This window comes from Erwinia billingiae Eb661 (genome assembly GCF_000196615.1).
In the GTDB taxonomy this organism is placed as follows: Bacteria; Pseudomonadota; Gammaproteobacteria; order Enterobacterales; family Enterobacteriaceae; genus Erwinia; species Erwinia billingiae.
In genome coordinates this window covers 4,539,841-4,566,791 of the sequence record NC_014306.1, presented here as the reverse complement: position 1 = coordinate 4,566,791, position 26,951 = coordinate 4,539,841, and the positions used below count along the sequence as shown (strand labels likewise).

21 protein-coding genes, 2 tRNA genes and 3 rRNA genes are annotated in these 26,951 nt (G+C 53.3%); 11 read left to right on the top strand and 15 right to left on the bottom strand.

Features of this window, described 5'->3' with window-relative positions; all coding sequences use genetic code 11:
* The first annotated feature begins 30 nt into the window (after positions 1 to 30).
* The 5 genes from EBC_RS22160 to rrf all read left to right on the top strand — a co-directional run bounded on the left by EBC_RS22160 (position 31) and on the right by rrf (position 5,286).
* A 16S ribosomal RNA gene (locus EBC_RS22160) occupies positions 31 to 1,571 on the top strand.
* A 75-nt stretch (positions 1,572 to 1,646) separates the two neighbouring features.
* Positions 1,647 to 1,723, top strand: a tRNA-Ile gene (locus EBC_RS22155).
* Between the two features lie 155 nt (positions 1,724 to 1,878).
* A tRNA-Ala gene (locus tag EBC_RS22150) sits at positions 1,879 to 1,954 on the top strand.
* A gap of 202 nt (positions 1,955 to 2,156) precedes the next feature.
* Positions 2,157 to 5,064 (top strand): 23S ribosomal RNA (locus EBC_RS22145).
* Positions 5,065 to 5,170: 106 nt separating this feature from the next.
* A 5S ribosomal RNA gene (gene rrf, locus EBC_RS22140) occupies positions 5,171 to 5,286 on the top strand.
* Together the 16S, 23S and 5S rRNA genes with 2 tRNA genes alongside form the textbook arrangement of a ribosomal RNA operon.
* 338 nt (positions 5,287 to 5,624) lie before the next feature.
* On the opposite strand, the gene EBC_RS22135 is transcribed toward rrf, so the two are convergent.
* The 15 genes from EBC_RS22135 to msrP all read right to left on the bottom strand — a co-directional run bounded on the left by EBC_RS22135 (position 5,625) and on the right by msrP (position 19,650).
* Complete coding sequence (locus tag EBC_RS22135) at positions 5,625 to 6,386, bottom strand: amino acid ABC transporter ATP-binding protein (RefSeq protein ID WP_041692138.1); 762 nt, start codon at positions 6,384 to 6,386, stop codon at positions 5,625 to 5,627.
* A gap of 8 nt (positions 6,387 to 6,394) precedes the next feature.
* On the bottom strand, positions 6,395 to 7,495 hold the full coding sequence (locus tag EBC_RS22130) for an amino acid ABC transporter permease (RefSeq protein WP_013204101.1): 1,101 nt from the start codon (positions 7,493 to 7,495) through the stop codon (positions 6,395 to 6,397).
* A gap of 15 nt (positions 7,496 to 7,510) precedes the next feature.
* Positions 7,511 to 8,689 (bottom strand): amino acid ABC transporter permease, encoded by a 1,179-nt coding sequence (locus tag EBC_RS22125; protein WP_013204100.1) that lies wholly within the window; start codon positions 8,687 to 8,689, stop codon positions 7,511 to 7,513.
* A 68-nt stretch (positions 8,690 to 8,757) separates the two neighbouring features.
* Positions 8,758 to 9,783, bottom strand: coding sequence for an amino acid ABC transporter substrate-binding protein (locus EBC_RS22120; protein WP_013204099.1), 1,026 nt, complete (start codon positions 9,781 to 9,783; stop codon positions 8,758 to 8,760).
* A 348-nt stretch (positions 9,784 to 10,131) separates the two neighbouring features.
* A complete protein-coding gene (lpxP, locus tag EBC_RS22115; protein WP_013204097.1) occupies positions 10,132 to 11,052 on the bottom strand; it encodes a kdo(2)-lipid IV(A) palmitoleoyltransferase in 921 nt (306 codons plus the stop codon).
* A 201-nt stretch (positions 11,053 to 11,253) separates the two neighbouring features.
* Entirely contained in the window at positions 11,254 to 11,550 is a 297-nt protein-coding gene (fis, locus tag EBC_RS22110) for a DNA-binding transcriptional regulator Fis (protein WP_000462905.1), read from the bottom strand.
* A gap of 24 nt (positions 11,551 to 11,574) precedes the next feature.
* On the bottom strand, positions 11,575 to 12,540 hold the full coding sequence (gene dusB / locus EBC_RS22105; RefSeq protein ID WP_013204096.1) for a tRNA dihydrouridine synthase DusB: 966 nt from the start codon (positions 12,538 to 12,540) through the stop codon (positions 11,575 to 11,577).
* Between the two features lie 303 nt (positions 12,541 to 12,843).
* A complete protein-coding gene (gene prmA, locus EBC_RS22100) occupies positions 12,844 to 13,725 on the bottom strand; it encodes a 50S ribosomal protein L11 methyltransferase (RefSeq protein WP_013204095.1) in 882 nt (293 codons plus the stop codon).
* 15 nt (positions 13,726 to 13,740) lie between these two features.
* Positions 13,741 to 15,192, bottom strand: coding sequence for a sodium/pantothenate symporter (gene panF / locus EBC_RS22095; RefSeq protein ID WP_013204094.1), 1,452 nt, complete (start codon positions 15,190 to 15,192; stop codon positions 13,741 to 13,743).
* Positions 15,189 to 15,425: a YhdT family protein gene (locus EBC_RS22090; RefSeq protein WP_013204093.1), complete on the bottom strand. Its 237-nt coding sequence runs from the start codon at positions 15,423 to 15,425 to the stop codon at positions 15,189 to 15,191. The genes panF and EBC_RS22090 overlap by 4 nt, the downstream gene beginning before the upstream one ends.
* A gap of 72 nt (positions 15,426 to 15,497) precedes the next feature.
* Positions 15,498 to 16,847: an acetyl-CoA carboxylase biotin carboxylase subunit gene (accC, locus tag EBC_RS22085; protein ID WP_013204092.1), complete on the bottom strand. Its 1,350-nt coding sequence runs from the start codon at positions 16,845 to 16,847 to the stop codon at positions 15,498 to 15,500.
* Positions 16,848 to 16,858: 11 nt separating this feature from the next.
* Positions 16,859 to 17,329, bottom strand: coding sequence for an acetyl-CoA carboxylase biotin carboxyl carrier protein (gene accB / locus EBC_RS22080; RefSeq protein WP_013204091.1), 471 nt, complete (start codon positions 17,327 to 17,329; stop codon positions 16,859 to 16,861).
* Positions 17,330 to 17,350: 21 nt separating this feature from the next.
* Positions 17,351 to 17,803 (bottom strand): type II 3-dehydroquinate dehydratase, encoded by a 453-nt coding sequence (gene aroQ, locus EBC_RS22075; protein ID WP_013204090.1) that lies wholly within the window; start codon positions 17,801 to 17,803, stop codon positions 17,351 to 17,353.
* 240 nt (positions 17,804 to 18,043) lie between these two features.
* On the bottom strand, positions 18,044 to 18,643 hold the full coding sequence (msrQ, locus tag EBC_RS22070; protein ID WP_013204089.1) for a protein-methionine-sulfoxide reductase heme-binding subunit MsrQ: 600 nt from the start codon (positions 18,641 to 18,643) through the stop codon (positions 18,044 to 18,046).
* A 2-nt stretch (positions 18,644 to 18,645) separates the two neighbouring features.
* Entirely contained in the window at positions 18,646 to 19,650 is a 1,005-nt protein-coding gene (msrP, locus tag EBC_RS22065; protein ID WP_013204088.1) for a protein-methionine-sulfoxide reductase catalytic subunit MsrP, read from the bottom strand.
* 317 nt (positions 19,651 to 19,967) lie between these two features.
* On the opposite strand from msrP, the gene csrD reads away from it, so the two are divergent.
* The 6 genes from csrD to rng all read left to right on the top strand — a co-directional run bounded on the left by csrD (position 19,968) and on the right by rng (position 26,942).
* Positions 19,968 to 21,917, top strand: coding sequence for an RNase E specificity factor CsrD (gene csrD / locus EBC_RS22060; RefSeq protein WP_013204087.1), 1,950 nt, complete (start codon positions 19,968 to 19,970; stop codon positions 21,915 to 21,917).
* Positions 21,918 to 22,231: 314 nt separating this feature from the next.
* Positions 22,232 to 23,275: a rod shape-determining protein MreB gene (mreB, locus tag EBC_RS22055; protein WP_003855260.1), complete on the top strand. Its 1,044-nt coding sequence runs from the start codon at positions 22,232 to 22,234 to the stop codon at positions 23,273 to 23,275.
* 71 nt (positions 23,276 to 23,346) lie between these two features.
* On the top strand, positions 23,347 to 24,396 hold the full coding sequence (mreC, locus tag EBC_RS22050; RefSeq protein ID WP_013204086.1) for a rod shape-determining protein MreC: 1,050 nt from the start codon (positions 23,347 to 23,349) through the stop codon (positions 24,394 to 24,396).
* Positions 24,393 to 24,881: a rod shape-determining protein MreD gene (mreD, locus tag EBC_RS22045; RefSeq protein ID WP_013204085.1), complete on the top strand. Its 489-nt coding sequence runs from the start codon at positions 24,393 to 24,395 to the stop codon at positions 24,879 to 24,881. The genes mreC and mreD overlap by 4 nt, the downstream gene beginning before the upstream one ends.
* 8 nt (positions 24,882 to 24,889) lie before the next feature.
* Positions 24,890 to 25,483: a Maf family protein gene (locus EBC_RS22040; protein ID WP_013204084.1), complete on the top strand. Its 594-nt coding sequence runs from the start codon at positions 24,890 to 24,892 to the stop codon at positions 25,481 to 25,483.
* Positions 25,473 to 26,942 carry a ribonuclease G gene (rng, locus tag EBC_RS22035; RefSeq protein WP_013204083.1) on the top strand — a complete coding sequence of 490 codons (1,470 nt, stop codon included), beginning with the start codon at positions 25,473 to 25,475 and terminating at the stop codon, positions 26,940 to 26,942. The genes EBC_RS22040 and rng overlap by 11 nt, the downstream gene beginning before the upstream one ends.
* Positions 26,943 to 26,951 lie beyond the last annotated feature (9 nt).

The window sequence follows — 26,951 nt, the reverse complement described above, 5'->3', positions numbered from 1 at the left end:
CGCTGAACTTGTTTCAGCAAATCGAACTTTTAATTGAAGAGTTTGATCATGGCTCAGATTGAACGCTGGCGGCAGGCCTAACACATGCAAGTCGAACGGTAGCACAGAGAGCTTGCTCTCGGGTGACGAGTGGCGGACGGGTGAGTAATGTCTGGGAAACTGCCTGATGGAGGGGGATAACTACTGGAAACGGTAGCTAATACCGCATAACGTCTTCGGACCAAAGTGGGGGACCTTCGGGCCTCACACCATCGGATGTGCCCAGATGGGATTAGCTAGTAGGTGGGGTAATGGCTCACCTAGGCGACGATCCCTAGCTGGTCTGAGAGGATGACCAGCCACACTGGAACTGAGACACGGTCCAGACTCCTACGGGAGGCAGCAGTGGGGAATATTGCACAATGGGCGCAAGCCTGATGCAGCCATGCCGCGTGTATGAAGAAGGCCTTCGGGTTGTAAAGTACTTTCAGCGGGGAGGAAGGCGATAAGGTTAATAACCTTGTCGATTGACGTTACCCGCAGAAGAAGCACCGGCTAACTCCGTGCCAGCAGCCGCGGTAATACGGAGGGTGCAAGCGTTAATCGGAATTACTGGGCGTAAAGCGCACGCAGGCGGTCTGTCAAGTCAGATGTGAAATCCCCGGGCTTAACCTGGGAACTGCATTTGAAACTGGCAGGCTAGAGTCTTGTAGAGGGGGGTAGAATTCCAGGTGTAGCGGTGAAATGCGTAGAGATCTGGAGGAATACCGGTGGCGAAGGCGGCCCCCTGGACAAAGACTGACGCTCAGGTGCGAAAGCGTGGGGAGCAAACAGGATTAGATACCCTGGTAGTCCACGCCGTAAACGATGTCGACTTGGAGGTTGTGCCCTTGAGGCGTGGCTTCCGGAGCTAACGCGTTAAGTCGACCGCCTGGGGAGTACGGCCGCAAGGTTAAAACTCAAATGAATTGACGGGGGCCCGCACAAGCGGTGGAGCATGTGGTTTAATTCGATGCAACGCGAAGAACCTTACCTGGCCTTGACATCCACGGAATTCGGCAGAGATGCCTTAGTGCCTTCGGGAACCGTGAGACAGGTGCTGCATGGCTGTCGTCAGCTCGTGTTGTGAAATGTTGGGTTAAGTCCCGCAACGAGCGCAACCCTTATCCTTTGTTGCCAGCGAGTAATGTCGGGAACTCAAAGGAGACTGCCGGTGACAAACCGGAGGAAGGTGGGGATGACGTCAAGTCATCATGGCCCTTACGGCCAGGGCTACACACGTGCTACAATGGCGCATACAAAGAGAAGCGAACTCGCGAGAGCAAGCGGACCTCACAAAGTGCGTCGTAGTCCGGATCGGAGTCTGCAACTCGACTCCGTGAAGTCGGAATCGCTAGTAATCGTAGATCAGAATGCTACGGTGAATACGTTCCCGGGCCTTGTACACACCGCCCGTCACACCATGGGAGTGGGTTGCAAAAGAAGTAGGTAGCTTAACCTTCGGGAGGGCGCTTACCACTTTGTGATTCATGACTGGGGTGAAGTCGTAACAAGGTAACCGTAGGGGAACCTGCGGTTGGATCACCTCCTTACCTGAAGATACTCTCCCGCGTAGTGTCCACAACAGATTGTCTGATAGAAAAGTAACGAGCAGAAAAAACCTCTACAGGCTTGTAGCTCAGGTGGTTAGAGCGCACCCCTGATAAGGGTGAGGTCGGTGGTTCAAGTCCACTCAGGCCTACCAAATTTTCACTCATGCTGCGTTATGTTTCCGGCTTGCATAGTGAACTATGCGGCGCGAAAACATGCCTTGCCTGAGCAAAAATTAACATTTGTCGCCTGACGGTGGCTGATGAACTCACGTTGAGTGGTAGTAGATGGTCTCTGCAGTAACTGTATGGGGCTATAGCTCAGCTGGGAGAGCGCCTGCCTTGCACGCAGGAGGTCAGCGGTTCGATCCCGCTTAGCTCCACCATGCAGTTTTCTGACAATACTTCAGAGCGTACCGGCAACGGTGTGCTGCGAAGTATTATGCTCTTTAACAATCCGGAACAAGCTGAAAATTGAAACGACATGTCGTTTTCATTCTCCGTAATAAGAATGAAATCATACGATATGTTCGAGTCTCTCAAATGCTTACAACAGCATGTGTCTTTCGGGACGCTTGTGGGTTGTGAGGTTAAGTGACTAAGCGTACACGGTGGATGCCTAGGCAGTCAGAGGCGATGAAGGGCGTGCTAATCTGCGATAAGCGTCGGTAAGGTGATATGAACCGCAATAACCGACGATACCCGAATGGGGAAACCCGGTGCACTTTGGTGCATCATTGCAACATGAATACATAGTGTTGCAAGGCGAACCTGGGGAACTGAAACATCTAAGTACCCAGAGGAAAAGAAATCAACCGAGATTCCCCCAGTAGCGGCGAGCGAACGGGGAACAGCCCAGAACCTGAATCAGTTTGTGCATTAGTGGAAGCGTCTGGAAAGTCGCAGGGTACAGGGTGATACTCCCGTACACAAAAATGCACTTGCTGTGAGTTCGATGAGTAGGGCGGGACACGTGACATCCTGTCTGAATATGGGGGGACCATCCTCCAAGGCTAAATACTCCTGACTGACCGATAGTGAACCAGTACCGTGAGGGAAAGGCGAAAAGAACCCCGGCGAGGGGAGTGAAACAGAACCTGAAACCGTGTACGTACAAGCAGTGGGAGCACCTTCGTGGTGTGACTGCGTACCTTTTGTATAATGGGTCAGCGACTTATATTCTGTAGCAAGGTTAACCGTATAGGGGAGCCGAAGGGAAACCGAGTCTTAACTGGGCGTTAAGTTGCAGGGTATAGACCCGAAACCCGGTGATCTAGCCATGGGCAGGTTGAAGGTTGGGTAACACTAACTGGAGGACCGAACCGACTAATGTTGAAAAATTAGCGGATGACTTGTGGCTGGGGGTGAAAGGCCAATCAAACCGGGAGATAGCTGGTTCTCCCCGAAAGCTATTTAGGTAGCGCCTCGTGAACTCATCTTCGGGGGTAGAGCACTGTTTCGGCTAGGGGGCCATCCCGGCTTACCAACCCGATGCAAACTGCGAATACCGAAGAATGTTATCACGGGAGACACACGGCGGGTGCTAACGTCCGTCGTGAAGAGGGAAACAACCCAGACCGCCAGCTAAGGTCCCAAAGTCATGGTTAAGTGGGAAACGATGTGGGAAGGCACAGACAGCCAGGATGTTGGCTTAGAAGCAGCCATCATTTAAAGAAAGCGTAATAGCTCACTGGTCGAGTCGGCCTGCGCGGAAGATGTAACGGGGCTAAACCATGCACCGAAGCTGCGGCAGCGACGCTTAGGCGTTGTTGGGTAGGGGAGCGTTCTGTAAGCCGTCGAAGGTGGCCTGTGAGGGCTGCTGGAGGTATCAGAAGTGCGAATGCTGACATAAGTAACGATAAAGCGGGTGAAAAGCCCGCTCGCCGGAAGACCAAGGGTTCCTGTCCAACGTTAATCGGGGCAGGGTGAGTCGACCCCTAAGGCGAGGCCGAAAGGCGTAGTCGATGGGAAACAGGTTAATATTCCTGTACTCGGTGTTACTGCGAAGGGGGGACGGAGAAGGCTATGTTAGCCGGGCGACGGTTGTCCCGGTTTAAGCATGTAGGCGGAGAGTTTAGGTAAATCCGGACTCTTTTTAACGCTGAGGTGTGATGACGAGGCACTACGGTGCTGAAGTAACAAATGCCCTGCTTCCAGGAAAAGCCTCTAAGCATCAGGTAACACGGAATCGTACCCCAAACCGACACAGGTGGTCAGGTAGAGAATACCAAGGCGCTTGAGAGAACTCGGGTGAAGGAACTAGGCAAAATGGTGCCGTAACTTCGGGAGAAGGCACGCTGGCGCGTAGGTGAAGGGACTTGCTCCCGGAGCTGAAGCCAGTCGAAGATACCAGCTGGCTGCAACTGTTTATTAAAAACACAGCACTGTGCAAACACGAAAGTGGACGTATACGGTGTGACGCCTGCCCGGTGCCGGAAGGTTAATTGATGGGGTTATCCGCAAGGAGAAGCTCTTGATCGAAGCCCCGGTAAACGGCGGCCGTAACTATAACGGTCCTAAGGTAGCGAAATTCCTTGTCGGGTAAGTTCCGACCTGCACGAATGGCGTAATGATGGCCAGGCTGTCTCCACCCGAGACTCAGTGAAATTGAACTCGCTGTGAAGATGCAGTGTACCCGCGGCAAGACGGAAAGACCCCGTGAACCTTTACTATAGCTTGACACTGAATATTGAACCTTGATGTGTAGGATAGGTGGGAGGCTTTGAAGCGTGGACGCCAGTCTGCGTGGAGCCAACCTTGAAATACCACCCTTTAACGTTTGATGTTCTAACCTGGCGCCGTGATCCGGCGTGGGGACAGTGTCTGGTGGGTAGTTTGACTGGGGCGGTCTCCTCCTAAAGAGTAACGGAGGAGCACGAAGGTTAGCTAATCACGGTCGGACATCGTGAGGTTAGTGCAATGGCATAAGCTAGCTTGACTGCGAGAGTGACGGCTCGAGCAGGTGCGAAAGCAGGTCATAGTGATCCGGTGGTTCTGAATGGAAGGGCCATCGCTCAACGGATAAAAGGTACTCCGGGGATAACAGGCTGATACCGCCCAAGAGTTCATATCGACGGCGGTGTTTGGCACCTCGATGTCGGCTCATCACATCCTGGGGCTGAAGTAGGTCCCAAGGGTACGGCTGTTCGCCGTTTAAAGTGGTACGCGAGCTGGGTTTAGAACGTCGTGAGACAGTTCGGTCCCTATCTGCCGTGGGCGCTGGAAGATTGAGAGGGGTTGCTCCTAGTACGAGAGGACCGGAGTGAACGCACCACTGGTGTTCGGGTTGTCATGCCAATGGCATTGCCCGGTAGCTAAGTGCGGAAAAGATAAGCGCTGAAAGCATCTAAGCGCGAAACTTGCCTCGAGATGAATCTTCCCTGGGCCTTTAAGGCCCCTGAAGGGACGTTGAAGACTACGACGTTGATAGGCCGGGTGTGTAAGCGCAGCGATGCGTTGAGCTAACCGGTACTAATGACCCGTGAGGCTTAACCTTACAACACCAGAAGCGTTCTGGTGGTGTCTGAGAGACACGAACGATATTTTCAGCTTGAACCGGATAAATTTGCGCGGCCCTATGGCGGCGTGAATAACAGAATTTGCCTGGCGGCTTTAGCGCGGTGGTCCCACCTGACCCCATGCCGAACTCAGAAGTGAAACGCCGTAGCGCCGATGGTAGTGTGGGGTCTCCCCATGCGAGAGTAGGGAACTGCCAGGCATCAATTAAGCAGACAAGCCTCATGCGAAAGCATGGGGCTTTTTTGTGTGCGTGAGAAGGCAAAACCCGCCTCAAAACGGCTCCCGGACTCCCCCGGCCCGCCTGATAACGGCCGAAACCCGTCACTAAAATTCCAAACCACCCCAAAAACCAGACAAAAAAAGACGCCGTGCTGCCGCACGACGCCATATTTAATCCAGTTATCACTGGACCCAGAATCGTCTCACGCCCTCAATGCTAATCACCTACCTGATAGGCCATACCCTCACTGCGGGCATAAAAAAGCCCTGCCTGTCGGCAGGGCGTTTAATACAGTTGGCTACTTAACAGTGCTTAACTCAATGAATAACCTGAGAAAGAAACGCGCGGGTACGTTCTGACTTCGGATTGGAGAAGAACTCTTGCGGTGGCGCTTGCTCAACGATCTCACCACGATCCATAAAGATCACCCTGTCAGCCACGGTACGGGCAAAGCCCATCTCGTGCGTGACACACAACATTGTCATACCATCTTCAGCCAGACCAATCATGGTATCCAGCACCTCTTTCACCATCTCTGGATCCAGTGCCGATGTCGGTTCATCAAACAGCATGATTTTCGGTTTCATACACAGCGATCGTGCGATCGCCACGCGCTGCTGCTGCCCACCGGAAAGCTGTCCAGGAAACTTATGGGCGTGCTCTGAAATGCGAACACGTTCCAGATAGTGCATGGCCAGTGCCTCAGCTTCTTTCTTCGGCGTTTTACGCACCCAAATCGGCGCCAGCGTGCAGTTCTGCAAAACAGTCAGATGCGGGAACAGATTAAAGTGTTGGAATACCATCCCCACTTCTGTCCGCACACGTTCAATATTGCGGAGATCGTCATTGAGATGAATACCATCAACCACAATACGTCCCTGCTGATGCTCTTCGAGATGGTTAATACAACGAATGGTCGTTGATTTACCGGAACCCGAAGGGCCGCAAAGCACGATGCGCTCGCGCGGCTTAACGTGCAGGTTGATATCTTTCAGTACGTGAAACTGGCCGTACCATTTGTTCACGTTTTCGAGCGTAATCATCATCGCGTCGTCGGATTGTTTCATAGGTTGGGTCATTTTAAGCCTCAGTGCGGTGTACGCCCGGTGTGAAAACGCTTCTCCAGATACTGGCTATAGCGCGACATGCTAAAACAGAAAATCCAGTAGACCAGTGCAGCAAAGACATAGCCTTCAGTCGACATCCCCAACCACGCGGGGTCGACGGTCGCTTGCTGTACGCTACTGAACAGGTCAAACAGACCGATGATAATCACCAGGCTGGTATCTTTGAACAGGGCAATGATGGTGTTCACCAGACCCGGGATCACCAGTTTTAACGCCTGCGGCAGGATCACCAGACCCTGTGTCTTCCAGTAGCCCAGCGCCAGTGACTCTGCGGCTTCAGTCTGGCCTTTTGGTAGCGCCTGTAATCCACCACGAACCACTTCTGCAACATACGCTGACTGGAACAGGATCACGCCGACCAGCGCACGGATCAGCTTATCAATGCTGTTGCCCTCTGACATAAACAGCGGCAGCATCACCGAAGACATAAACAACACGGTGATCAGCGGCACGCCGCGCCAAAATTCGATAAAAATGACTGAAAGGGCACGCACTACCGGCATCGAGGAACGTCTTGCCAGAGCCAGTAAAATCCCCAACGGCAGGGCACCGGCGATGCCGATGGAGGCAATAATCAGCGTCAGCGTTAATCCGCCCCACTGACGCGTCTCTACCCGCTCAAGTCCAAAGAAACCGCCATACAGCAGCACCCAGACAGCAATCGGATAAACCACCGCCCAAACGGCGATGTACAGGCCACGGCGCGGCATGCTTTTGAGGAACATCGGCAGAATTGAAAGCAGGCCAATCACCAGCGCCAGGTTGATACGCCAGCGCAGTTCATGCGGATATAACCCATACATAAACTGGCCAAAGCGGGCATGGATAAACACCCAGCAAGCGCCATCCTTAGTACAGTCTGCGCGGGTGGTACCAATCCAGTTAGCCTGGAAGACCAGCCAGTTAAGCGCCGGCGGGATCACCGTCCAGATAACCCAAATGCAAAACAGGGTCAGCAGAGAGTTTCCCCAGCTGGAGAACAGATTTTTTCTTGCCCAACTAACGGTGCGGGAAAAAGCATTCGTCGGGACGGGCGGGGTTTCGTGAGTAGCTAAAGTCATATTGATCCCGTTCTCTTAACGCTCAATCAGGCGGATTTTGCGGTTATAGATGTTCATTAACAGCGAAATCAGCAGGCTGATGACCAGGTAGACACCCATGGTGATGGCGATAGTCTCGATAGCCTGGCCAGTCTGATTCAACACCGTTCCTGCAAACAGCGAAACCATATCGGGATAGCCAATCGCTGCGGCGAGCGAGGAGTTTTTCACGATATTCAGATACTGGCTGGTCAATGGCGGGATTATCACGCGCATGGCCTGAGGAATGATGACCTGGCGCAGCGTAACCGGATTCGGTATCCCCAGTGAACGTGCCGCTTCGTGCTGACCATACGGTACGGACTGGATGCCGGAGCGGATAACTTCAGCGATAAAGGTTGAGGTATAGATCGACAGGGCCAGCGTTAAGGCTGCCAGCTCAGGGATCAGGGCAAACCCGCCACGGAAGTTAAAGCCGCGAAGTTGAGGAATGTCCCAGTGCATAGCGGCACCAAACGTCAGATGCGCAATAACCGGGAAGATAATCACCATCGCCACGCTGGCAGGCCAGGTACGGCGAAGCTGCCCGGTTTTCAACTGATAGGTGCGGTTGTAGCGGAACAGAGCAACAGTGCCTGCTACCGCCACCAACAGCGCAATGACAAACGGCCAGGTACCCACTGCGTACTGTGGCCATGGAATATAGAGACCCCGATTACTGACAAAGGCTAAATCAAACGCACTGGCTGCCTGACGCGGTCCCGGAAGGTTGCGTAAGACGGCAAAGTACCAAAAGAAGATCTGCAACAATGGCGGGATATTACGGAAGGTCTCGATATAGATCGTCGAGATTTTCCGCAGCAGCCAGTTGTCGGATAAGCGTGAAAGGCCAATAAAGAAGCCGAGGAGCGAGGCAAAGACAATACAAAGAGCAGAGACCAGCAAAGTGTTGGTTAAGCCAACGAGAAACACCCGGGCATAGGTATCACCTTCGCTGTAATCGATCAGATGTTGAACGATACCAAAGCCAGCGCTACGTTCCAGGAAACCAAAACCGGAGGTAATGCCGCGGCTTGCGAGGTTAATGACGGTATTGTGAACCAGATACCCCGCCACACCCAGAACAACGACAATCGCAATGATCTGGTACAGCCAGGCGCGCACCGCAGGATTACTGAATGAAAAATCCCTTTTTACGGTTGGGCGTTGAGACATGTTGAAACCTCAGTGACGAAAATTCTGACTAAGGCACCGGCAAGCCGGTGCCCTGTAAACGGTGGGAATTAACGTACTGGTGGTGCGTACTGGATGCCGCCTTTGTTCCAGAGGGCGTTCTGGCCACGGGCAATTTTCAACTGGCTGTCTTTACCGACGTTACGGTCAAAGACTTCCTGATAGTTACCAACCTGCTTAACGATGTTGTAAGCCCATTTGTTATCAAGCTTCAGGTCTTTGCCGAAATCACCTTCTGAGCCCAGCAGGTGAGCCATATCTGGGTTGGTGGGTTTAGCGGCCAGCTGATCGACATTTGCAGAAGTGATGCCCATCTCTTCGGCATTCAGCATGGCGTACAGAGACCATTTCACGATGGTGAACCAGTCATCATCGCCACGACGGACAACCGGTCCCAGCGGTTCTTTAGAGATCACTTCTGGCAGCACGATAAATTCGTTTGGTTTGCCCAGCTTGATACGCAGTGCATACAGCTGAGACTGGTCGGATGCCAGCGTATCGCAACGGCCGGTATCCAGCGCTTTCGCTGATTCGTCAGAACGGTCGAAGGTTACCGGGGTGTACTGCATGTTGTTGGCTTTGAAGTAGTCAGCCACGTTCAGTTCAGTATCTGTACCGGCCTGAATGCAAACGGTTGCGCCATCAAGCTCTTTCGCGCTCTTCAGCCCTGCTTTCTGGTGGGTCAGGAAGCCGATGCCGTCATAATAGTTTACGCCAGCGAAAATGAAGCCCATGCCGCCATCGCGCGCAGAGGTCCAGGTTGTGTTACGAGACAGGATGTCTACTTCACCAGACTGCAGAGCAGTGAAACGTTCTTTTGCAGTCAATGGGGTGTATTTCACTTTGGTTGCATCGCCAAACACGGCGGCAGCTGCTGCACGGCATACGTCCACATCGATACCGCTAAATTTGCCACTGGCGTCTGCAAACGAGAAGCCAGGCAGACCATCACTGATACCGCATTGAATGAAACCTTTCTTCTTAATGGCATCCAGGGTGGTGCCGGCGTGAGCCTGATTCGCAACTGCAAACAGCGCTGCAGCGGCAACCAAAGTGGAGAGCATCATTTTTTTCATAAAGCATCCTGTGTGGCGAAATCATTATTATGTTTAACGCACGCTGTGGTGCACTTTTCCTGTCTGTGGCCGAAGCCATCCACGACACTGCAAAGGTAATGCCAAAATTGCAGAGCCCTGAATTTGTTGGAAAGGTTTGCTAATAATTAGAAGCATCCAGAAAGTTTGCTTAATATCGCGCACTACGGGTGGGCAAAAACAGGTGGATTGGTCACAAATGGTGCATCGCGTTTCACTATATGGAAGCAATGTGAGCAAAAGCGTACTTTATGTTACGAGATTGCAATGAATTCGGCGAGACCAGCTCATAGAATATGAGCTGGTTCTGAAAAGAAGGGAGAAAGAGATTTAATAAAGGGAGCTGGCACCCTCGGGACGGGTTTTGAAGCGGCGATGGAGCCACAGATACTGATAGGGCGCACGCATGATCTCGTGTTCAATCACCTGGTTCATATACGCCGCAGCCTGCTGCTCATCCGCGACAGGGTAATCTTTTAGCTCAGGCTGGATCACCAGCTTATAGCCGCTACCATCATCATTGCGGATCAGGACAACGGTGAGCATGGCTGGTTTAGCCATGCGGGCAATCATCCAGGTACCGCTGGTCGTCGCGGCCTGAGGAACGGCGAACAGCGGCGCGAATACGCTGCCTTTAGGGCCATAATCCTGATCGGGAGCAAACCATACGGCTTCGCCCTGTTTCAAGGCATTCACCATGCCACGCAGGTCGCGACGGTTGATCATCGCTTTGTTAGAGCGCATACGACCTTTAGTCTGAACCCATTCCATCAGTTTATTGTTGTGCGGGCGATACATGGCCATCATTGGCTGACACAGGCCCATCGTACGGCCTCCCAGCTCAAGAGACATAAAGTGAACGCCAATGATCAGCGCACCTCGTCCACCTACCTGCGCGGCCTTCAGGTTATCCAGGCCCTCAACGGTAAACCAGCGCTTCACCCGGCGATCCGACCAGAACCAGGCCATGCCGGTTTCCAGTAATCCCATACCCAGTGATTCAAAATTCTTTACGATGTGCTGTTCAAGCTGATCGGCAGGCATCTCAGGGAAACACAGCTCCAGATTGCGGCGGGTAATGCGAATCCGGCGCTTGAGGAACCGCATCGAGGTCCGGCCCATCCAGGTGCCCAGTTTTTCCAGCAGAGGAAAAGGGAGCTGAACCAGCAAAAACAGAATTCCCAGTCCGATCCAGGTTATCCAGTAACGTGGGTGCAGTAAGCGGCGGGTGAAACGGGGGGAAGACTTCATAATTCTCTCTTTAAGCGTGCATAGGGTATGTAGCGCATAGAGACGCAAATCATCAGCGATACAAAAACTTCGACAACATCACGGACAGGAAGTTGAGCCAGAAAGGTTTACTTTACACGATCCGGATAATTCTGGGCCTGAAAAAAGGCAATAAAAAAGGCGCTAACGAATGGTAGCGCCTCCAACACAATGAACCGAAACTTAGTTCATGCCGTATTTTTTCAGTTTCTTACGCAGCGTACCACGGTTGATGCCCATCATCAGGGCCGCACGGGTCTGGTTGCCACGGGTGTATTGCATCACCATGTCCAACAATGGCTGTTCTACTTCAGCCAAAACCAGCTCATACAGGTCATTCACATCCTGACCATTCAGTTGAGCAAAATAGTTCTTCAGTGCCTGTTTGACCGAATCACGCAGTGGCTTTTGAGTCACCTGATCCTGTGAGTTTACGGTAGATACGGTCAGTACGTCAGAATTTACGCGTTGTTCGAACATAGTTCTGTCAGCTCTTTATTTCTATTAGGCAAGATTTTCGAAGTATGCTTCCAACGCCTCCAGCTGTTCGCTGGCATCCTCTATGGCGTTGAATGTGCGCCGAAACTGGTCGTTTGGGGCATGCTCCTGGAGATACCAGGAGACGTGCTTCCGGGCAATACGGTATCCTTTGCGGTGACCATAAAAGTCGTGCAGTTCCCGTAGGTGCCCGATGAGCAAGCGCTTTACTTCAGCTAAGGGCATCGGTGCCAGCAGCTCCCCAGTGTCCAGATAATGCTGGATTTCCCGGAAGATCCAAGGTCTTCCCTGAGCCGCACGTCCTATCATCAGGGCATCAGCCCCCGTATAGTCGAGCACGGCTCTGGCTTTATGCGGGTCAGTGATGTCGCCATTCGCGATAACGGGAATGGAGACATTCTGCTTAACTGTCCGAATGCTGTCATATTCAGCTTCGCCGTTGAACAAACACGCGCGAGTGCGTCCGTGGATGGTCAGGGCCTGAATACCGCAGCGTTCAGCCAATTGGGCAATTTCAACACAATTACGGTTGTCTGGATCCCAGCCAGTGCGAATCTTCAGCGTAACGGGAACGTCCACTGCATCAACCACCGCCAGCAGGATAGACTTCACCAGCTCAGGGTGTTGCAGCAGGGCAGAGCCCGCCAGTTTGCGATTCACTTTTTTGGCTGGACATCCCATGTTGATGTCAATCACCTGCGCGCCAGATAAAGCGTTGATACGCGCTGCTTCAGCCATCTCATGAGGGTCACAACCTGCAATTTGCACGGTACGAATACCGGGCTCATCACTGTGAACCATGCGCAACCGGGATTTGTCCGTCGCCCAGACTTCAGGGTTAGACGACATCATCTCGGAAACGGTCATACCAGCGCCCATTGCATAACAAAGGGTCCGGAACGGTCTGTCGGTTATCCCGGCCATTGGCGCGGCAATCAGACGATTACGAAGCTGGTGGTTTCCAATGCGCATGAAATAAAAGTGACCATAGTGTGTCCGCAAGGCGGCGTATATTACGCATTTTCTGTCGAAGATGAAAGGCCAAACTTTGAACAATCCACCGGCTTACGGGGTGCTGGTAGAGATATCCGTTAGGGGTAAATTATTTTAATGATTAAATTCAATCGCTTAATAAAAAGCGATTAAATTACGAACAAATATTTTTCTTTTTTTATAGGCTAAACAGCCAGATAAAAGGCATCACATGCCCCGGATAACGAGACATGTGACGGATGAAATCATCAAAACCAGACGATCTCACCTTTTGTTAACATCTCAGGCTTTGATGCCCGTAATCCGACACCACTCTTCTTTTTCTGCTACCGGATCAAGGATGAACAGCTCCTGATAGGCTTCACAAACACTTTCAGCCTGGCTTGCCAGTACGCCTGACAAACCCAGAGAGCCGCCCTTCACCGGCAGGACGCTAATCAGCGGTGCCAGCTCGCGTAATGGGCCTGCAAGGATGTTAGCCACCACCACATCGGCACTCAGATTATCTGGCTGCTCATGCGGCAGATACAGCGAGAGGCGATCAGAGACGCCATTACGTTCAGCGTTGTCACGGCTAGCCTGGATCGCCTGAGGATCGATATCGATCCCTATCGCGCTGGCGGCACCCAGCTTCAGTGCGGCGATCGCCAGAATGCCGGAACCGCAGCCAAAGTCGATCACCGTTTTGCCTTGCAGATCCAGACCATCAAGCCAGGTCAGGCACATTGAAGTGGTAGGATGCGTACCCGTACCGAAAGCCAGGCCAGGATCGAGCATCACGTTTACCGCCTCCGGGTCCGGCACGTCGCGCCAGCTTGGGCAGATCCACAGACGCTGACCAAAACGCATCGGATGGAAGTTGACCATCCACTCACGTTCCCAGTCTTTATCTTCGATCTGTTCAATTTTGTGGGCGAAGCCGCTGCCCAGCAGAGGACAGGCTTCTAAGCCAATCACTACCAGATCCATATCGGTTTCAGCATCAAATAAGCCGATCGCATCGGTATCGCCCCACAGCAGCGTTTCGCCGGGTAAGGGCTCGAACACCGGGTTGTCATGCGTGTCCTGAAACGTGACCGAGACAGCCCCGTTCTCGATCAGCGCATCGCCCAGCTCTTCAGCCTGAGCGCCGGTGGTATTAATTTTCATCTGTATCCAGGGCATGGCAATTCTCTTTATTCAAACAGGGGTGGAAGCCTGCGCTGACGGGGCAGCGGCATGGCCAAAACGGTTTCCAACGACAAAGGCAATCAGACTCAGGATCAGTGAGGGCACGATCGGGTGGAATCCCCATGGCTGCAGCGAAAAACTGGCCAGCAGCGTATAACAACCCGCACCCATAATCATGCTACTGAGCGCGCCAGTGGCATTGGCTTTTTCCCAGTATAACCCGAGGACCAGCGGCCAGAGGAAGACCGCTTCAAGCCCACCAAAGGCCAGCAGATTGAGCCAGATGATCATTTCAGGTGGATTCCACGCGGCCAGCAGCAGCAGCAGGCCAAGCAACAGCGTGATCACGCCTGACATCTTCTTCAGCAGCGGCTCATTGTCCATCTGCTGTGGATAGAGGCGCAAATAGAGATCTTTGACGATCGTCGCCGATGATTGCAGCAGTTGCGCGTTGATGGTCGACATGATCGCCGCCATCGGTGCCGCCAGGAAGATCCCGGCAGCGACGGGCGGCAGAACGTGGATCATCAGCGTTGGGATCACCTGGTCCGGGATTGCCAGGTCAGGCATCACCGCCCGTCCAAGCGCGCCCGCCAGATGCATGCCAAACATCAGAATCGTGACCACGATGGTACCAATAATGATCCCGCGGTGGACCGCCTTGCTGTCTTTATAGGAGATGCAGCGCACCGCGGTATGCGGCAGGCCGATCACGCCGAAACAGACCAGCACCGAAAACGACGCCAGGAAGGTCGGGCTGAGAATATGGTCAACGCCACTGGCGGACACCAGCTGGGGATCAATATGCTGAAGCTTATCGACGGCACTGTGCATACCGCCCGCGGCATGGACCACCGCAAACAGCAGCAGGAAGGTACCTGCCAGCATCACCACACCTTGCATGGCATCATTCAGCACGCTGGCCCTGAAGCCGCCAAAAGCGGTGTACAGCGCGATGGTGCCACCAAATATCAGCAACCCGGTATCGTAGGGAATGCCTGCGGCGGTTTCCAGAAGGCGCGCGCCACCGACAAATTGCACGGTCATGGCGCCGATAAAGGCGATCAGCAGGCTGAGGCTGGCGAACCACACCAGTAACGGACTGCGATAACGGGCATAAAGCATATCGTTGAGGGTAACCGCGTTGTAACGTCGGGCGAGGATAGCGAATTTTTTCCCCAATACGCCCAGCGAAAGCCAGACGGCGGGGACCTGTACCATCGACAGCAGTACCCAACCCAGCCCATATTTATAGGCCGCACCGGGTCCGCCAATAAACGAACTGGCGCTGATGTATGTCGTCGCCATGGTCATGGCCAGCACAAAGCCGCCCATCGATCGGCTACCGAGGAAATATTCAGTCAGAAAGCTGCCTTCACGGCGCTTACGCATGGCATACACAGAGAGGCCGGCGACCAGCAGCAGATAGGCAATAAGCGGCAGGATGATTTGAAGTTTCACTTTTCATCTTCCAGAGGAATGTCACGAAATACCAGCCTGACCATCAGCCAGCACAGCAGGATAAATAGCGCAGGAACCAGCAGACAGGCCATTTCAAACCAGTGTGGTAGCCCGGTAATGCCTTGTTTATCATCCGGTAGCCAGGCCATCAGCGACCAGGCAATAAGATAGGCTACAGCCAGCCAGAATGACCAGCGAGCCTCGCGATGAGCCTGAACGAAGCGCTTGTCCATCTCTCTCCTCACCTTAAAAATGCAAAGAAAAAGGCCGGTCAGACCGGCCTTTTTTTCAAAACATCAGGCTAATCAGGTTTCCTGAAGGCCGAGTTTTTTCTCCAGATAGTGGATATTGGTTCCACCGTGCTGGAAGTTTTCGTCAGACATGATCTTCATCTGCAGCTCAACGTTCACTTTGATGCCGTCGATGATCAGCTCAGCCAACGCGTTTTTCATGCGGGCGATTGCCACATCACGGGTTTCACCGTAAGTGATCAGTTTACCGATCATGGAGTCATAGTACGGTGGCACAGTGTAGCCAGCGTAGATATGCGATTCCCAACGCACGCCAAAACCACCTGGTGCATGGAAGCGGGTGATCTTGCCTGGGCTTGGCAGGAAGGTGTTCGGATCTTCGGCGTTGATACGGCATTCTACCGCATGGCCACGGATCACCACGTCTTCCTGTTTGATCGACAAAGGCTGACCGGCAGCAATACGCAGCTGCTCTTTGATCAGGTCAACACCGGTGATCATCTCGGTAACCGGGTGTTCTACCTGGATACGGGTGTTCATCTCGATGAAGTAGAACTCGCCGTTTTCGTACAGGAACTCGAAAGTCCCTGCGCCACGGTAACCGATTTCGATACAGGCTTTAGAGCAACGATCGCCGATAAAGCGACGCATCTCTTCAGTGATACCGGGTGCTGGAGCCTCTTCCACCACTTTCTGGTGGCGGCGCTGCATGGAGCAGTCACGTTCAGCCAGATAAACGGCGTGGCCCTGACCGTCCGCCAACACCTGAATTTCGATGTGGCGTGGGTTTTCCAGGTATTTTTCCATATAGACCATATCGTTGTTGAAAGCCGCTTTGGCTTCAGCACGGGTCATATTAATGGACTGTTCCAGATCTTTTTCATGACGCACAACGCGCATACCACGACCACCACCGCCGCCAGAAGCTTTGATGATTACCGGGTAGCCGATTTGCTTACCGAAGGCACGGTTCTTATCCATGTCTTCAGTCAGCGGGCCGTCAGAGCCAGGTACGCAAGGTACGCCAGCTTTCTTCATCGCATTGATTGCAGAAACTTTGTCACCCATCAGGCGAATGGTTTCAGCTTTCGGGCCGATAAAGATGAAGCCTGAACGCTCAACCTGCTCAGCAAAGTCCGCATTCTCGGACAGGAAGCCGTAGCCGGGATGGATTGCCACCGCACCGGTGATCTCTGCAGCAGAGATCAGGGCAGGGATGTTCAGGTAGCTTTTTACGGACTGTGCAGGACCAATACAGACGGTCTCATCTGCCAGCAGTACGTGTTTCAAATCGCGGTCCGCGGTTGAATGCACGGCAACAGTCTTAATGCCCAGCTCTTTACAGGCACGCAGAATGCGCAGCGCGATTTCACCACGGTTAGCTATTACAATTTTATCCAGCATGGTTCGCCTCGTTATTCGATGACTACCAGCGGCTCGTCAAATTCAACGGGTTGGCCGCTTTCAACCAGGATCGCTTTTACTACGCCGGATTTATCGGCTTCGATCTGGTTCATCATTTTCATCGCTTCAACGATGCACAGAGTGTCGCCAGCGTTAACTTTCTGACCCACTTCCACAAACGCTTTAGCGTCCGGGCTTGGGGTACGGTAGAAAGTGCCCACCATTGGTGAACGTACGATGTGGCCACTGATCTCGGCTGCAGCCGGAGCTTCCATCGCTGGTGCAGTTGCAGGTGCGACGGCGTTAGCCAGCGCAGGCTGCTGCTGCATCATCGGTGCAGCATAGTGCTGCATCATTGGGTAGCCCGTGTTGGCCGGTGCGCGACTGATGCGAACAGACTCTTCACCTTCAGAAATTTCCAGTTCAGAAATGCCTGATTCTTCAACCAGTTCGATCAGTTTTTTAATCTTACGAATATCCATGAGTGTGGTTCCGTACTCTGTTTAATTAGATTGTGACAGGCGTTTAACCGCCGTCTGCAAAGCCCAGGAATAACCGTCGACACCAAGTCCACAGATTACGCCGGCAGCAATATCAGAAAGATATGAATGATGACGGAAAGGCTCGCGAGCATGCACATTCGACAGGTGCACTTCAATGAATGGGATGCTGACTGCCAGCAGGGCATCCCGAAGCGCTACGCTGGTATGGGTGAATGCCGCCGGGTTAATGACGATATAATCGACATTGCCTTTCGCCTCATGAATGCGGTCAATTAACGCGTGTTCCGCATTGGACTGGAGATGGCTCATCTTCACGTTGAGCGCATCAGCTTGCGTGGTAAGGTCACTTACAATCTCTGCCAGGGTCGTTTTACCGTACTTCTCAGGCTCACGTGTGCCGAGAAGGTTCAGGTTGGGACCGTTTAAAAGCAGTATGTGAAACTTATCCGTCATCTTGCTGCTATCTCCTGCGATAATTGAGGCATCGCACAAAATACAACGCGAAACGCCATTTGTCACCTTTCCAGATGAAATTAGGTCGGTTCGCAAGTTTGAAGTCGGGCATTATAACGATTTCGTGGCAATTCGCAGCTAAATACTGGTCGTATCAGCGAAGATTATCAACCACCTGGCAAAAACGGCAGGTGGTTTAATGCCAGATATGCGGAGTGGCACACAGTCTTAAGCGGGTTTTTAACGAAACCACTGGCGAAACTTTTTGTAGCGCCATGCCAGCAAGATCGCTGCAATTAGCGCATAAATCCACGGTTGTGGACTGAAAGTCTTCACCGACCACAAGTAATGGATGGGTGCGAGGATCAGCACCAGGTAAATACCGTTATGCAGGGTTTGCCAGCGTTTGCCCAGCTTGCGCTGCGCTTTCTGAAACGACGTCAGGGCCAGAGATAAGAGAATTAACCAGCTGATAATGCCCAGCGTCAGGTAAGGTCGGGAGATCAGTTCAGAGCCCAGCAGGCCGAGATTGCTGATGCCCAGCTCCAGCACTGAATAGCTTACCAGGTGCAGCGTCGCCCAGGCAAAACACCACAGGCCCAGCAGGCGGCGCACACGGATCAACAGCGGTTGCTTACCGTAGCGTGCCAGCGGGGTGATCAGCAGCGAGCCCAGCAGGAACTTCAACGCCATTCTGCCGGTAAAATGTTGTATGTCTTTCGCCGGATCGGCGCTGAACCAGCCCTGGTCGATGGAGAGAAGCAACCAGAGTAAAGGAAGAAAACCCGCAAGGTGCAGGATCACTTTTAAGCCGGTAATTTGCCTGGCGGTGATACGCATCACTAGAAATTCTCCCGCAGATCCAACCCACGGTATAAAGAAGCCACCTGATCCGCATAGCCGTTAAACAGCAAGGTAGGCTGGCGTTTGACATCGAGAATGCCACCTGAACCAATAAAGCGCTCTGTCGCCTGCGACCAGCGAGGATGGTCCACGTGCGGGTTCACATTGCCGTAAAAACCATACTCGTTAGAGGCGAGCTGATTCCAGGTGGTTGGCGGCATATCTTTGACCAGGGTGATTTTGACAATCGATTTGATGCCTTTAAAACCGTATTTCCACGGCACGGTCAGTCGAACAGGTGCACCATTTTGCGGGGGCAGCGCTTTACCATAAACCCCGGTGGTCAGCATCGTCAGAGGGTGCATGGCCTCATCAAGGCGCAATCCTTCAACGTAGGGATAGTCGATACCGCCGCCAATAAAACGATCTTTCTGGCCTGGCATCTCATCCGGTGCGTAAATGGTCTGGAACGCCACATAACGCGCGTTGCTGGTGGGTTCGGCGGCTTTCAGCAATTTACGCAATTCAAAACCAATCCAGGGCACGACCATCGACCATGCTTCAACACAACGCATCCGGTAAATACGCTGTTCAAGCGGGAAGCGTTTGAAAATATCGTCCATGGATAGCGTCAGTGGTTTTGCGACTTCGCCGCCGATTTCAATTTTCCAGTCGTCGGTTTTCAACGTTCCGGCGTTAGCCGCAGGATCGGCCTTATCGAGGCCAAACTCATAATAGTTGTTGTAGCCGGTGACTTTATCTTCCGGCGTCAGGGCTAAATCGGCCTGATACTGAGCGGGTTTGCTGAAGTCGAGGGGTTTTCCAGAAGGCGCTTTAGGGCGGTCGTTGCCTTTAAACCAGGACAAGACGTCGGCGTGAGCCGCAGAGGGCAGCGATAACGCCGCCGCGCTAATACCCAGCGTTTTCAGCAACTCGCGGCGACGGGCGTTAAAAATGCTCTCGGGGGTAACATCGCGTTCGGTAAGTTTATCAAAGGGCTTCATCAGGCGGCCTCCACAGGCTCGTTCTTCTCTTCCTGTTAGCATGACCAAAGAGTCGGCTTTGCGCGAATAAAGGACGAAAAATGTGAAATTTCCTGGAATGAGAATCACCCGAAAATGAACGGTGAAACGTCAGGCAAACGCGGAGACACGTATACTCGCAGGGCGGGTCATTAATCTGACATCCGCCAGGTCAACGCCCGCCAGGATATGGTACTTTCAGTGGCGGTCTGATTTTGGGCAGCGGAGAGTCATACATTTATTCGGCACGGGTTCAGGGCGCGAAATGCGTTACTTTATCCGCAGTGATGGGCACAGGGATGCGATTAACCACCAAACTTTCGACGATGATCACCTTACTGAGCGCACTGGCGATGTTACTGATGCTGGTGGGCTGCATTATGAGTTTTTTTTACCTCAGCACGCAGAGAAGTGAACACCGGCTTGAACTGATGGCTGGCGATGTGGATACCGCGCTGCAAAGTGAGTCACCCGAACAGGTTGCTCAGTGGCTAAGCAAAGTGATGGGGCCACTGCAAATTGTTCGCACCGAGCTGATGCAAGGTGATCAAACCCGGTTAACCCTCGTGCATCATCAGGATCCGGTACTGGATGATGAACAAAACCAGTATCGCGACACCGTCCTTCCGCTGCCAAAACATCCGGGTTACCGCCTCCATGTTCAGTGGGTCGATTCAACCGAAACCTGGCTGAAATCGTTTATCGGCGCCTTCATTCTTAGCGTGGTCATCGCGATAGTGGCGATCATGACCACGCTGCTGATCGTGACGCATCGCTGGCTTAACCGGCAGCTTCAGGGCATGGAGCGGCTTGAGGTCAGAGCCGGCAAGGTGATTAAAGGAGAGAGAGGCACGGTAAGGGCGGGGACGGTACATGAGTGGCCACCCAAGGCCAGTAGCGCTATCGATTTACTGCTGGCAGACCTGCAGGAAGCGGGCGAGCAGCGCACGCGCATTGATACTTTAATCCGGACGTTTGCCGCGCAGGACGCGACCACCGGGCTGAACAATCGCCTGTTCTTTGATAACCAACTGGCGACCATGCTGGAGGATACCGAAACCGGTGGCACGCACGGCATGGTAATGATGATCCGTCTGCCGGACTTTGACACGCTGCGGGATAACTGGGGACATAACCAGACCAAAGACTATCTGTTTGCGCTGGTGAACCTGTTATCCACCTTTGTGATGCGTTATCCCGGCGCCTTGCTGGCGCGCTATTTCCGCAGTGATTTTGCCGTTCTCCTTCCTCATCGCAGCCTGAAAGATGCCGACAGCATTGCTTCCCAGCTTATTCATGCCGTGGATGCGCTGCCGCCGACGCGAATGTTGGATCGCGAGGATATTATCCACATCGGTATCAGCGCCTGGCACAGCGGGCAGGAAACGCAGCAGGTAATGGAAAACGTTGAACTGGCTACCCGACATGCCGCTTTACTGGGTGGCAACAACTGGTCGGTGGGTGAAGCGCCGCAGCAAGAGTTCACCCGCGGCAGCGTTAAATGGCGCACGCTGCTGGAAAATACCCTGCACCGTGGCGGCCCAAGACTGTATCTGAAACCCGCAGTGACCCTTGATGGGACCGTTCATCATCGGGAAATGATGCCGCGTATCTATGATGGCGAGAAGGAGCTGCTCTCAGCCGAGTATCTGCCTTTCGTTCAGCAGTTAGGCATGGCCGAAGGATACGACCGTCAGTTAGTCACCCGCATCCTGTCGCTGTTGCCGATTTGGCCAGAGGAAACCTTCGCCATTCCGCTGACCGTTGATGCCCTTATGCAGCGTCCTTTTCAGATTTGGCTCAGGGATATGCTGCTGCAATGCACTAAATTGCAAAGAAACCACATTTTATTTGAACTTGCAGAAGCAGATGTGTGTCAACACATCAGCCGTTTGGGTTCTGCGTTTCGATTGTTGAAGGGTTTTGGCTGTCGAATTGCGATTAATCAGGCGGGCCTGACGGTGGTCAGTACGGCTTATATCAGGCAGTTTGAGGTGGAGCTGATTAAGCTGCATCCTGCCCTGGTAAGAAACATCGAGCGTCGTACAGAGAATCAGCTGTTTGTCAGGAGTCTTCTGGAGAGCTGTACCAGGACTTCTACCCAGGTTTTCGCGGCGGGTGTCCGCACCAGAGGCGAGTGGCAAATCCTTGCGGAGCTAGGTGTGGCGGGTGGTCAGGGCGATTTCATCGCGCCGTCGCAGCCGCTAAACACCGGCGTAAAAAAATATTCGCAAAGATATCAAGTTTAATCTGCCGTTGTGCTGGATTTCACGTAGAATACCCGCGCGGCTGTGGTGCCGGCATGGGGGATCTGGTCAGCCAGTGACCCAAAGAATGTTAAATTTTATGTACGTTATGTCCGTCTGTCAGCCCTGAATTCTGAGCGCATTAGCCTGACATCAGGCTTGTGGTTCGCAACGCGACTTCAGGGTGTGGCCCTTGCGTGAGATAGCGTGATTTTTCACCGAAGTAGACTATTTTTGCGCCTTGTCGCTGCTTCGTGTGGTTGGTAAAGTAAGCGGATTTTATTTTCCGCCCCCAGCTTGCAGGATTATCCTTTAGTATGTTTAAAAAATTCCGTGGCATGTTTTCCAACGACTTGTCCATCGACTTGGGTACAGCCAATACCCTGATCTACGTGAAAGGGCAGGGTATCGTTCTGAACGAACCCTCCGTCGTTGCCATCCGTCAGGATCGTGCCGGTTCCCCTAAAAGCGTTGCGGCAGTCGGTCATGATGCAAAACAGATGCTGGGTCGTACCCCCGGCAATATCGCTGCTATTCGGCCAATGAAAGACGGCGTCATCGCCGATTTCTTCGTTACTGAAAAAATGCTGCAACACTTTATCAAACAGGTTCACAGCAACAGCTTCATGCGCCCAAGTCCGCGCGTGCTGGTGTGTGTGCCTGTCGGCGCGACGCAGGTTGAGCGTCGCGCAATCCGTGAATCCGCGCAGGGCGCAGGAGCACGTGAAGTGTTCCTGATTGAAGAGCCTATGGCTGCGGCAATCGGTGCCGGCCTGCCGGTGTCTGAAGCAACCGGTTCAATGGTTGTGGATATCGGTGGCGGTACAACAGAAGTGGCGGTTATCTCGCTGAACGGCGTGGTGTACTCTTCTTCCGTCCGTATCGGTGGCGATCGCTTTGATGAAGCGATCATTAATTATGTGCGCCGTAACTACGGTTCACTAATTGGTGAAGCGACCGCTGAACGTATCAAGCATGAAATCGGCTCTGCTTATCCGGGCGATGAAGTGCGTGAAATTGAAGTCCGTGGTCGTAACCTGGCAGAAGGTGTGCCGCGTGGCTTCACGCTGAACTCCAACGAAATCCTGGAAGCGCTTCAGGAGCCGCTGACCGGTATCGTTAGCGCGGTGATGGTTGCACTGGAACAGTGTCCGCCAGAACTGGCATCCGACATCTCTGAACGCGGTATGGTTCTGACCGGTGGTGGCGCATTGCTGCGTAACCTCGATCGTCTGCTGATGGAAGAAACCGGTATTCCGGTCGTGGTGGCAGAAGATCCGCTGACCTGCGTTGCTCGCGGTGGCGGTAAAGCGTTGGAAATGATCGACATGCACGGCGGCGATTTGTTCAGCGAAGAATAATTTGCTTAAGGAGTGTAGGTACGCTCTGTCCTGCACTCCTTTTTTAAGATGTCGAGGAATACGCCGAGTTTATGAAGCCGATCTTCAGCAGGGGACCTTCCCTGCAGTTACGCTTATTTTTAGCGGTTATTGTGGCTATAGGCGTGATTGTCGCCGACAGTCGTATGGGCGCTTTCAGCCAGATACGCACCTATATGGATACGGCGGTCAGCCCATTCTATTTTCTGGCCAACGGGCCACGTCAAATTCTGGACAGTGTTTCTGAAACACTGGCCTCTCGCCAGCAGCTCGAACTGGAAAACAAAGGCTTACAGCGCGAACTGATGCTCAAGAACAGCGAATTGCTGATGCTGGGTCAGTTTAAGCAGGAAAATGCCCGTCTCCGCGAACTGTTGGGTTCCCCTCTGCGTCAGGACGAGCACAAGATGGTCACTCAGGTGATCTCCACCGGTACCGATCCCTACACCGACCAGGTGGTAATTGATAAAGGCAGCGTGAACGGCGTTTACGAAGGCCAGCCGGTGATCAGTGATAAAGGTGTGGTCGGGCAGGTGGTTGCCGTGGGTAAAATCACCAGCCGGGTGATGCTGATCTGTGACTCGTCCCATGCCTTGCCTATTCAGGTACTGCGTAACGATATACGGGTGATCGCGGCGGGCAACGGCTGTACTGAAGACTTGCAGCTGGAACACCTGCCAGGTAACACCGACATTCGCGTTGGCGATGTGTTGGTGACCTCCGGACTGGGCGGCCGTTTCCCTGAAGGCTATCCTGTTGGCGTGGTCTCTTCCGTCAAGCTTGATACCCAGCGCGCTTACACCGTGATCCAGGCCCGACCTACCGCAGGTTTACAGCGTCTGCGCTATCTGTTGCTGCTTTGGGGCGCCGATCGTAATGGCACGATGCCAATGGCGCCGAATGAAGTGCACCGGGTGGCCAATGAGCGACTGATGCAGATGATGCCGCAGGTTCTGCCTGCCGCGAATGAACTGATGGGACCGCCCGCACCGGGGCAACCTGCGGGATCCGTTCCTGCTGCTTCCGGTCAAACCGCTGTTCCTGCCGCGCCTTCTTCTGCGGGTCGCCAGGCCGCGCCTGCTGCCCGCGGAGGCCATCCTTGAGCAGTTATCGCAGCCATGGGCGTTGGGTTATCTGGCTGTCGTTCCTGGTCGCACTGGTATTACAAATTATGCCGTGGCCTGAACAGTTCTTTATGTTCAGGCCGTCATGGCTTCTTCTGATCCTGATTTACTGGGTGTTGGCTCTGCCTCATCGTGTGAATGTCGGCACGGGCTTTGTGATGGGTTCTATAATGGATCTTATCTCTGGCTCGACGCTGGGCGTTCGTGCTCTGGCTTTCAGCATCGTGGCTTATCTGGTGGCGTTCAAATTCCAACTGTTCCGTAACCTCGCGCTCTGGCAACAGGCGCTGATGGTCATGGTGCTGTCGCTGGCAATGGATGTCATTGTATTTTGGGCTGAATTTTTAGTGATAAACGTCTCATTCCGACCGGAAATTTTCTGGAGTAGCGTAGTAGACGGTATCCTCTGGCCCTGGCTGTTCTTGTTGATGAGAAAAATACGCCGCCAGTTTGCCGTACAATAAGGACGATTATGGTATCCCTTTATCTGGCCTCTGGTTCTCCCCGTCGTCGCGAGCTGCTCACGCAGCTTGGCCTGCGCTTTGAACGCCTCTCTACTCAAGTTGAAGAACTGAAACGCCCGGACGAGCAGGCTGAAGCCTACGTTCGCCGTCTCGCCTGTGAAAAAGCTCAGGCCGGTGTTGCCGTGGCAGAACGGGATCTGCCGGTGCTTGGCGCAGACACCATTGTGGTGCTGAACGGTGAGGTGCTGGAAAAACCTGAAGATCAGGCTGACGCCGCCAAAATACTGACTAAACTGTCTGGTCAGACGCATCAGGTACTGACCGCCGTTGCGCTGGCAGATAACGCGAGCATCCTGGACTGTCTGGTGGTCACCGACGTCACTTTTCGTACCTTAACCGCTGAGGATATTGCCGCCTACATTGCCAGCGGTGAACCGATGGATAAAGCCGGAGCCTATGGCATTCAGGGGTTGGGAGGCAATTTTGTTCGCAAAATTAATGGAAGCTATCACGCAGTGGTCGGGTTGCCGTTGGTTGAAACCGCTGAGTTACTCAGCCATTTTCAGTCACTGCGTGAGGTAAGGGAACAACATGACCGCTGAACTGCTGGTAAATATCACCCCTTCGGAAACGCGTGTAGCCTATATTGATGGCGGCATCCTGCAGGAAATCCATATCGAGCGCGAAGCGCGCCGTGGGATTGTGGGCAATATTTATAAAGGGCGCGTCAGCCGTGTTTTGCCCGGCATGCAGGCCGCTTTTGTCGATATCGGTCTGGAAAAGGCCGCCTTCCTGCACGCCTCGGATATCATGCCGCATACGGAATGCGTCGCCGGAGATGAACAGAAAAACTTCTCAGTGCGCGATATCTCCGAGCTGGTCCGACAGGGGCAGGACCTGGTGGTTCAGGTGGTGAAAGATCCCCTGGGCACCAAGGGCGCACGCCTGACCACAGACATCACTCTGCCATCACGCTATCTGGTGTTTATGCCTGGCGCCTCACACGTGGGAGTGTCTCAGCGTATTGAAAGTGAAGCCGAGCGCGACCGTCTTAAAAAGGTGGTGTCTGCTTACTGTGACGAACTGGGCGGTTACATCATCCGTACGGCGGCTGAAGGTGTGGGTGAGGTTGAGCTGGCGTCTGACGCGGCATTTCTGAAACGCCTGTGGACCAAGGTGATTGAGCGCAGAAAACGCAACCAAACGCGCTGCCGCCTGTATGGCGAAGTGGCCTTATCCCAGCGCATCCTGCGTGATTTTGCCGGTGCAGCGCTCGACCGGATCCGCATTGACTCCCGTCTGACCTACGAGCATCTGGTGGAGTTTACCGGCGAATATATCCCGGAGATGACCTCCAAACTGGAACTGTATACCGGCAAGCAACCGATCTTCGATCTGTTTGACGTTGAGAATGAGATCCAACGTTCGCTGGATCGCAAAGTGGAGCTGAAGTCCGGTGGCTATCTGATCATCGACCAAACCGAAGCGATGACCACCATCGACATCAATACCGGCGCGTTCGTTGGCCATCGCAATCTTGATGAAACCATCTTCAATACCAACATTGAAGCGACGCATGCCATTGCCCGGCAGTTACGTCTGCGTAATCTCGGCGGCATTATCATCATCGACTTTATCGATATGACCAATGAAGATCACCGACGCCGCGTGCTGCATTCCCTTGAGCAGGGTCTGAGTAAAGACCGGGTAAAAAGCGGTATCCATGGCTTCTCCCAGCTTGGGCTGGTGGAGATGACGCGTAAGCGCACCCGGGAAAGTATTGAACATGTGCTTTGCCAGGATTGCCCGGTCTGTAAGGGACGCGGCACGCTGAAAACGGTTGAGACGGTCTGTTATGAGATCATGCGTGAAATTGTTCGCGTACATCATGCTTATGACTCGGACCGCTTCCTGGTATACGTTTCACCTGCGGTGGGTGAAGCGCTGAAATCCGAAGAATCACACGCGCTGGCCGAAGTAGAAATCTTCGTTGGCAAGCAGGTCAAAGTCCAGGTTGAACCGCTCTATACCCAGGAGCAGTTTGACGTGATCATGATGTGACCAGCACAA

Coding starts and splice junctions, on each gene's coding strand:
- lpxP (WP_013204097.1), bottom strand. CDS start 11,052: ATGAAGTCTTCCCCCCGTTTCACCCGCCGCTTACTGCACCCACGTTAC.
- fis (WP_000462905.1), bottom strand. CDS start 11,550: ATGTTCGAACAACGCGTAAATTCTGACGTACTGACCGTATCTACCGTA.
- EBC_RS22135 (WP_041692138.1), bottom strand. CDS start 6,386: ATGACCCAACCTATGAAACAATCCGACGACGCGATGATGATTACGCTC.
- EBC_RS22090 (WP_013204093.1), bottom strand. CDS start 15,425: ATGGACAAGCGCTTCGTTCAGGCTCATCGCGAGGCTCGCTGGTCATTC.
- mreC (WP_013204086.1), top strand. CDS start 23,347: ATGAAGCCGATCTTCAGCAGGGGACCTTCCCTGCAGTTACGCTTATTT.
- rng (WP_013204083.1), top strand. CDS start 25,473: ATGACCGCTGAACTGCTGGTAAATATCACCCCTTCGGAAACGCGTGTA.
- EBC_RS22040 (WP_013204084.1), top strand. CDS start 24,890: ATGGTATCCCTTTATCTGGCCTCTGGTTCTCCCCGTCGTCGCGAGCTG.
- accC (WP_013204092.1), bottom strand. CDS start 16,847: ATGCTGGATAAAATTGTAATAGCTAACCGTGGTGAAATCGCGCTGCGC.
- EBC_RS22125 (WP_013204100.1), bottom strand. CDS start 8,689: ATGTCTCAACGCCCAACCGTAAAAAGGGATTTTTCATTCAGTAATCCT.
- accB (WP_013204091.1), bottom strand. CDS start 17,329: ATGGATATTCGTAAGATTAAAAAACTGATCGAACTGGTTGAAGAATCA.
- csrD (WP_013204087.1), top strand. CDS start 19,968: ATGCGATTAACCACCAAACTTTCGACGATGATCACCTTACTGAGCGCA.
- EBC_RS22130 (WP_013204101.1), bottom strand. CDS start 7,495: ATGACTTTAGCTACTCACGAAACCCCGCCCGTCCCGACGAATGCTTTT.
- EBC_RS22120 (WP_013204099.1), bottom strand. CDS start 9,783: ATGAAAAAAATGATGCTCTCCACTTTGGTTGCCGCTGCAGCGCTGTTT.
- dusB (WP_013204096.1), bottom strand. CDS start 12,540: ATGCGCATTGGAAACCACCAGCTTCGTAATCGTCTGATTGCCGCGCCA.
- msrP (WP_013204088.1), bottom strand. CDS start 19,650: ATGAAGCCCTTTGATAAACTTACCGAACGCGATGTTACCCCCGAGAGC.
- msrQ (WP_013204089.1), bottom strand. CDS start 18,643: ATGCGTATCACCGCCAGGCAAATTACCGGCTTAAAAGTGATCCTGCAC.
- aroQ (WP_013204090.1), bottom strand. CDS start 17,803: ATGACGGATAAGTTTCACATACTGCTTTTAAACGGTCCCAACCTGAAC.
- prmA (WP_013204095.1), bottom strand. CDS start 13,725: ATGCCCTGGATACAGATGAAAATTAATACCACCGGCGCTCAGGCTGAA.
- mreB (WP_003855260.1), top strand. CDS start 22,232: ATGTTTAAAAAATTCCGTGGCATGTTTTCCAACGACTTGTCCATCGAC.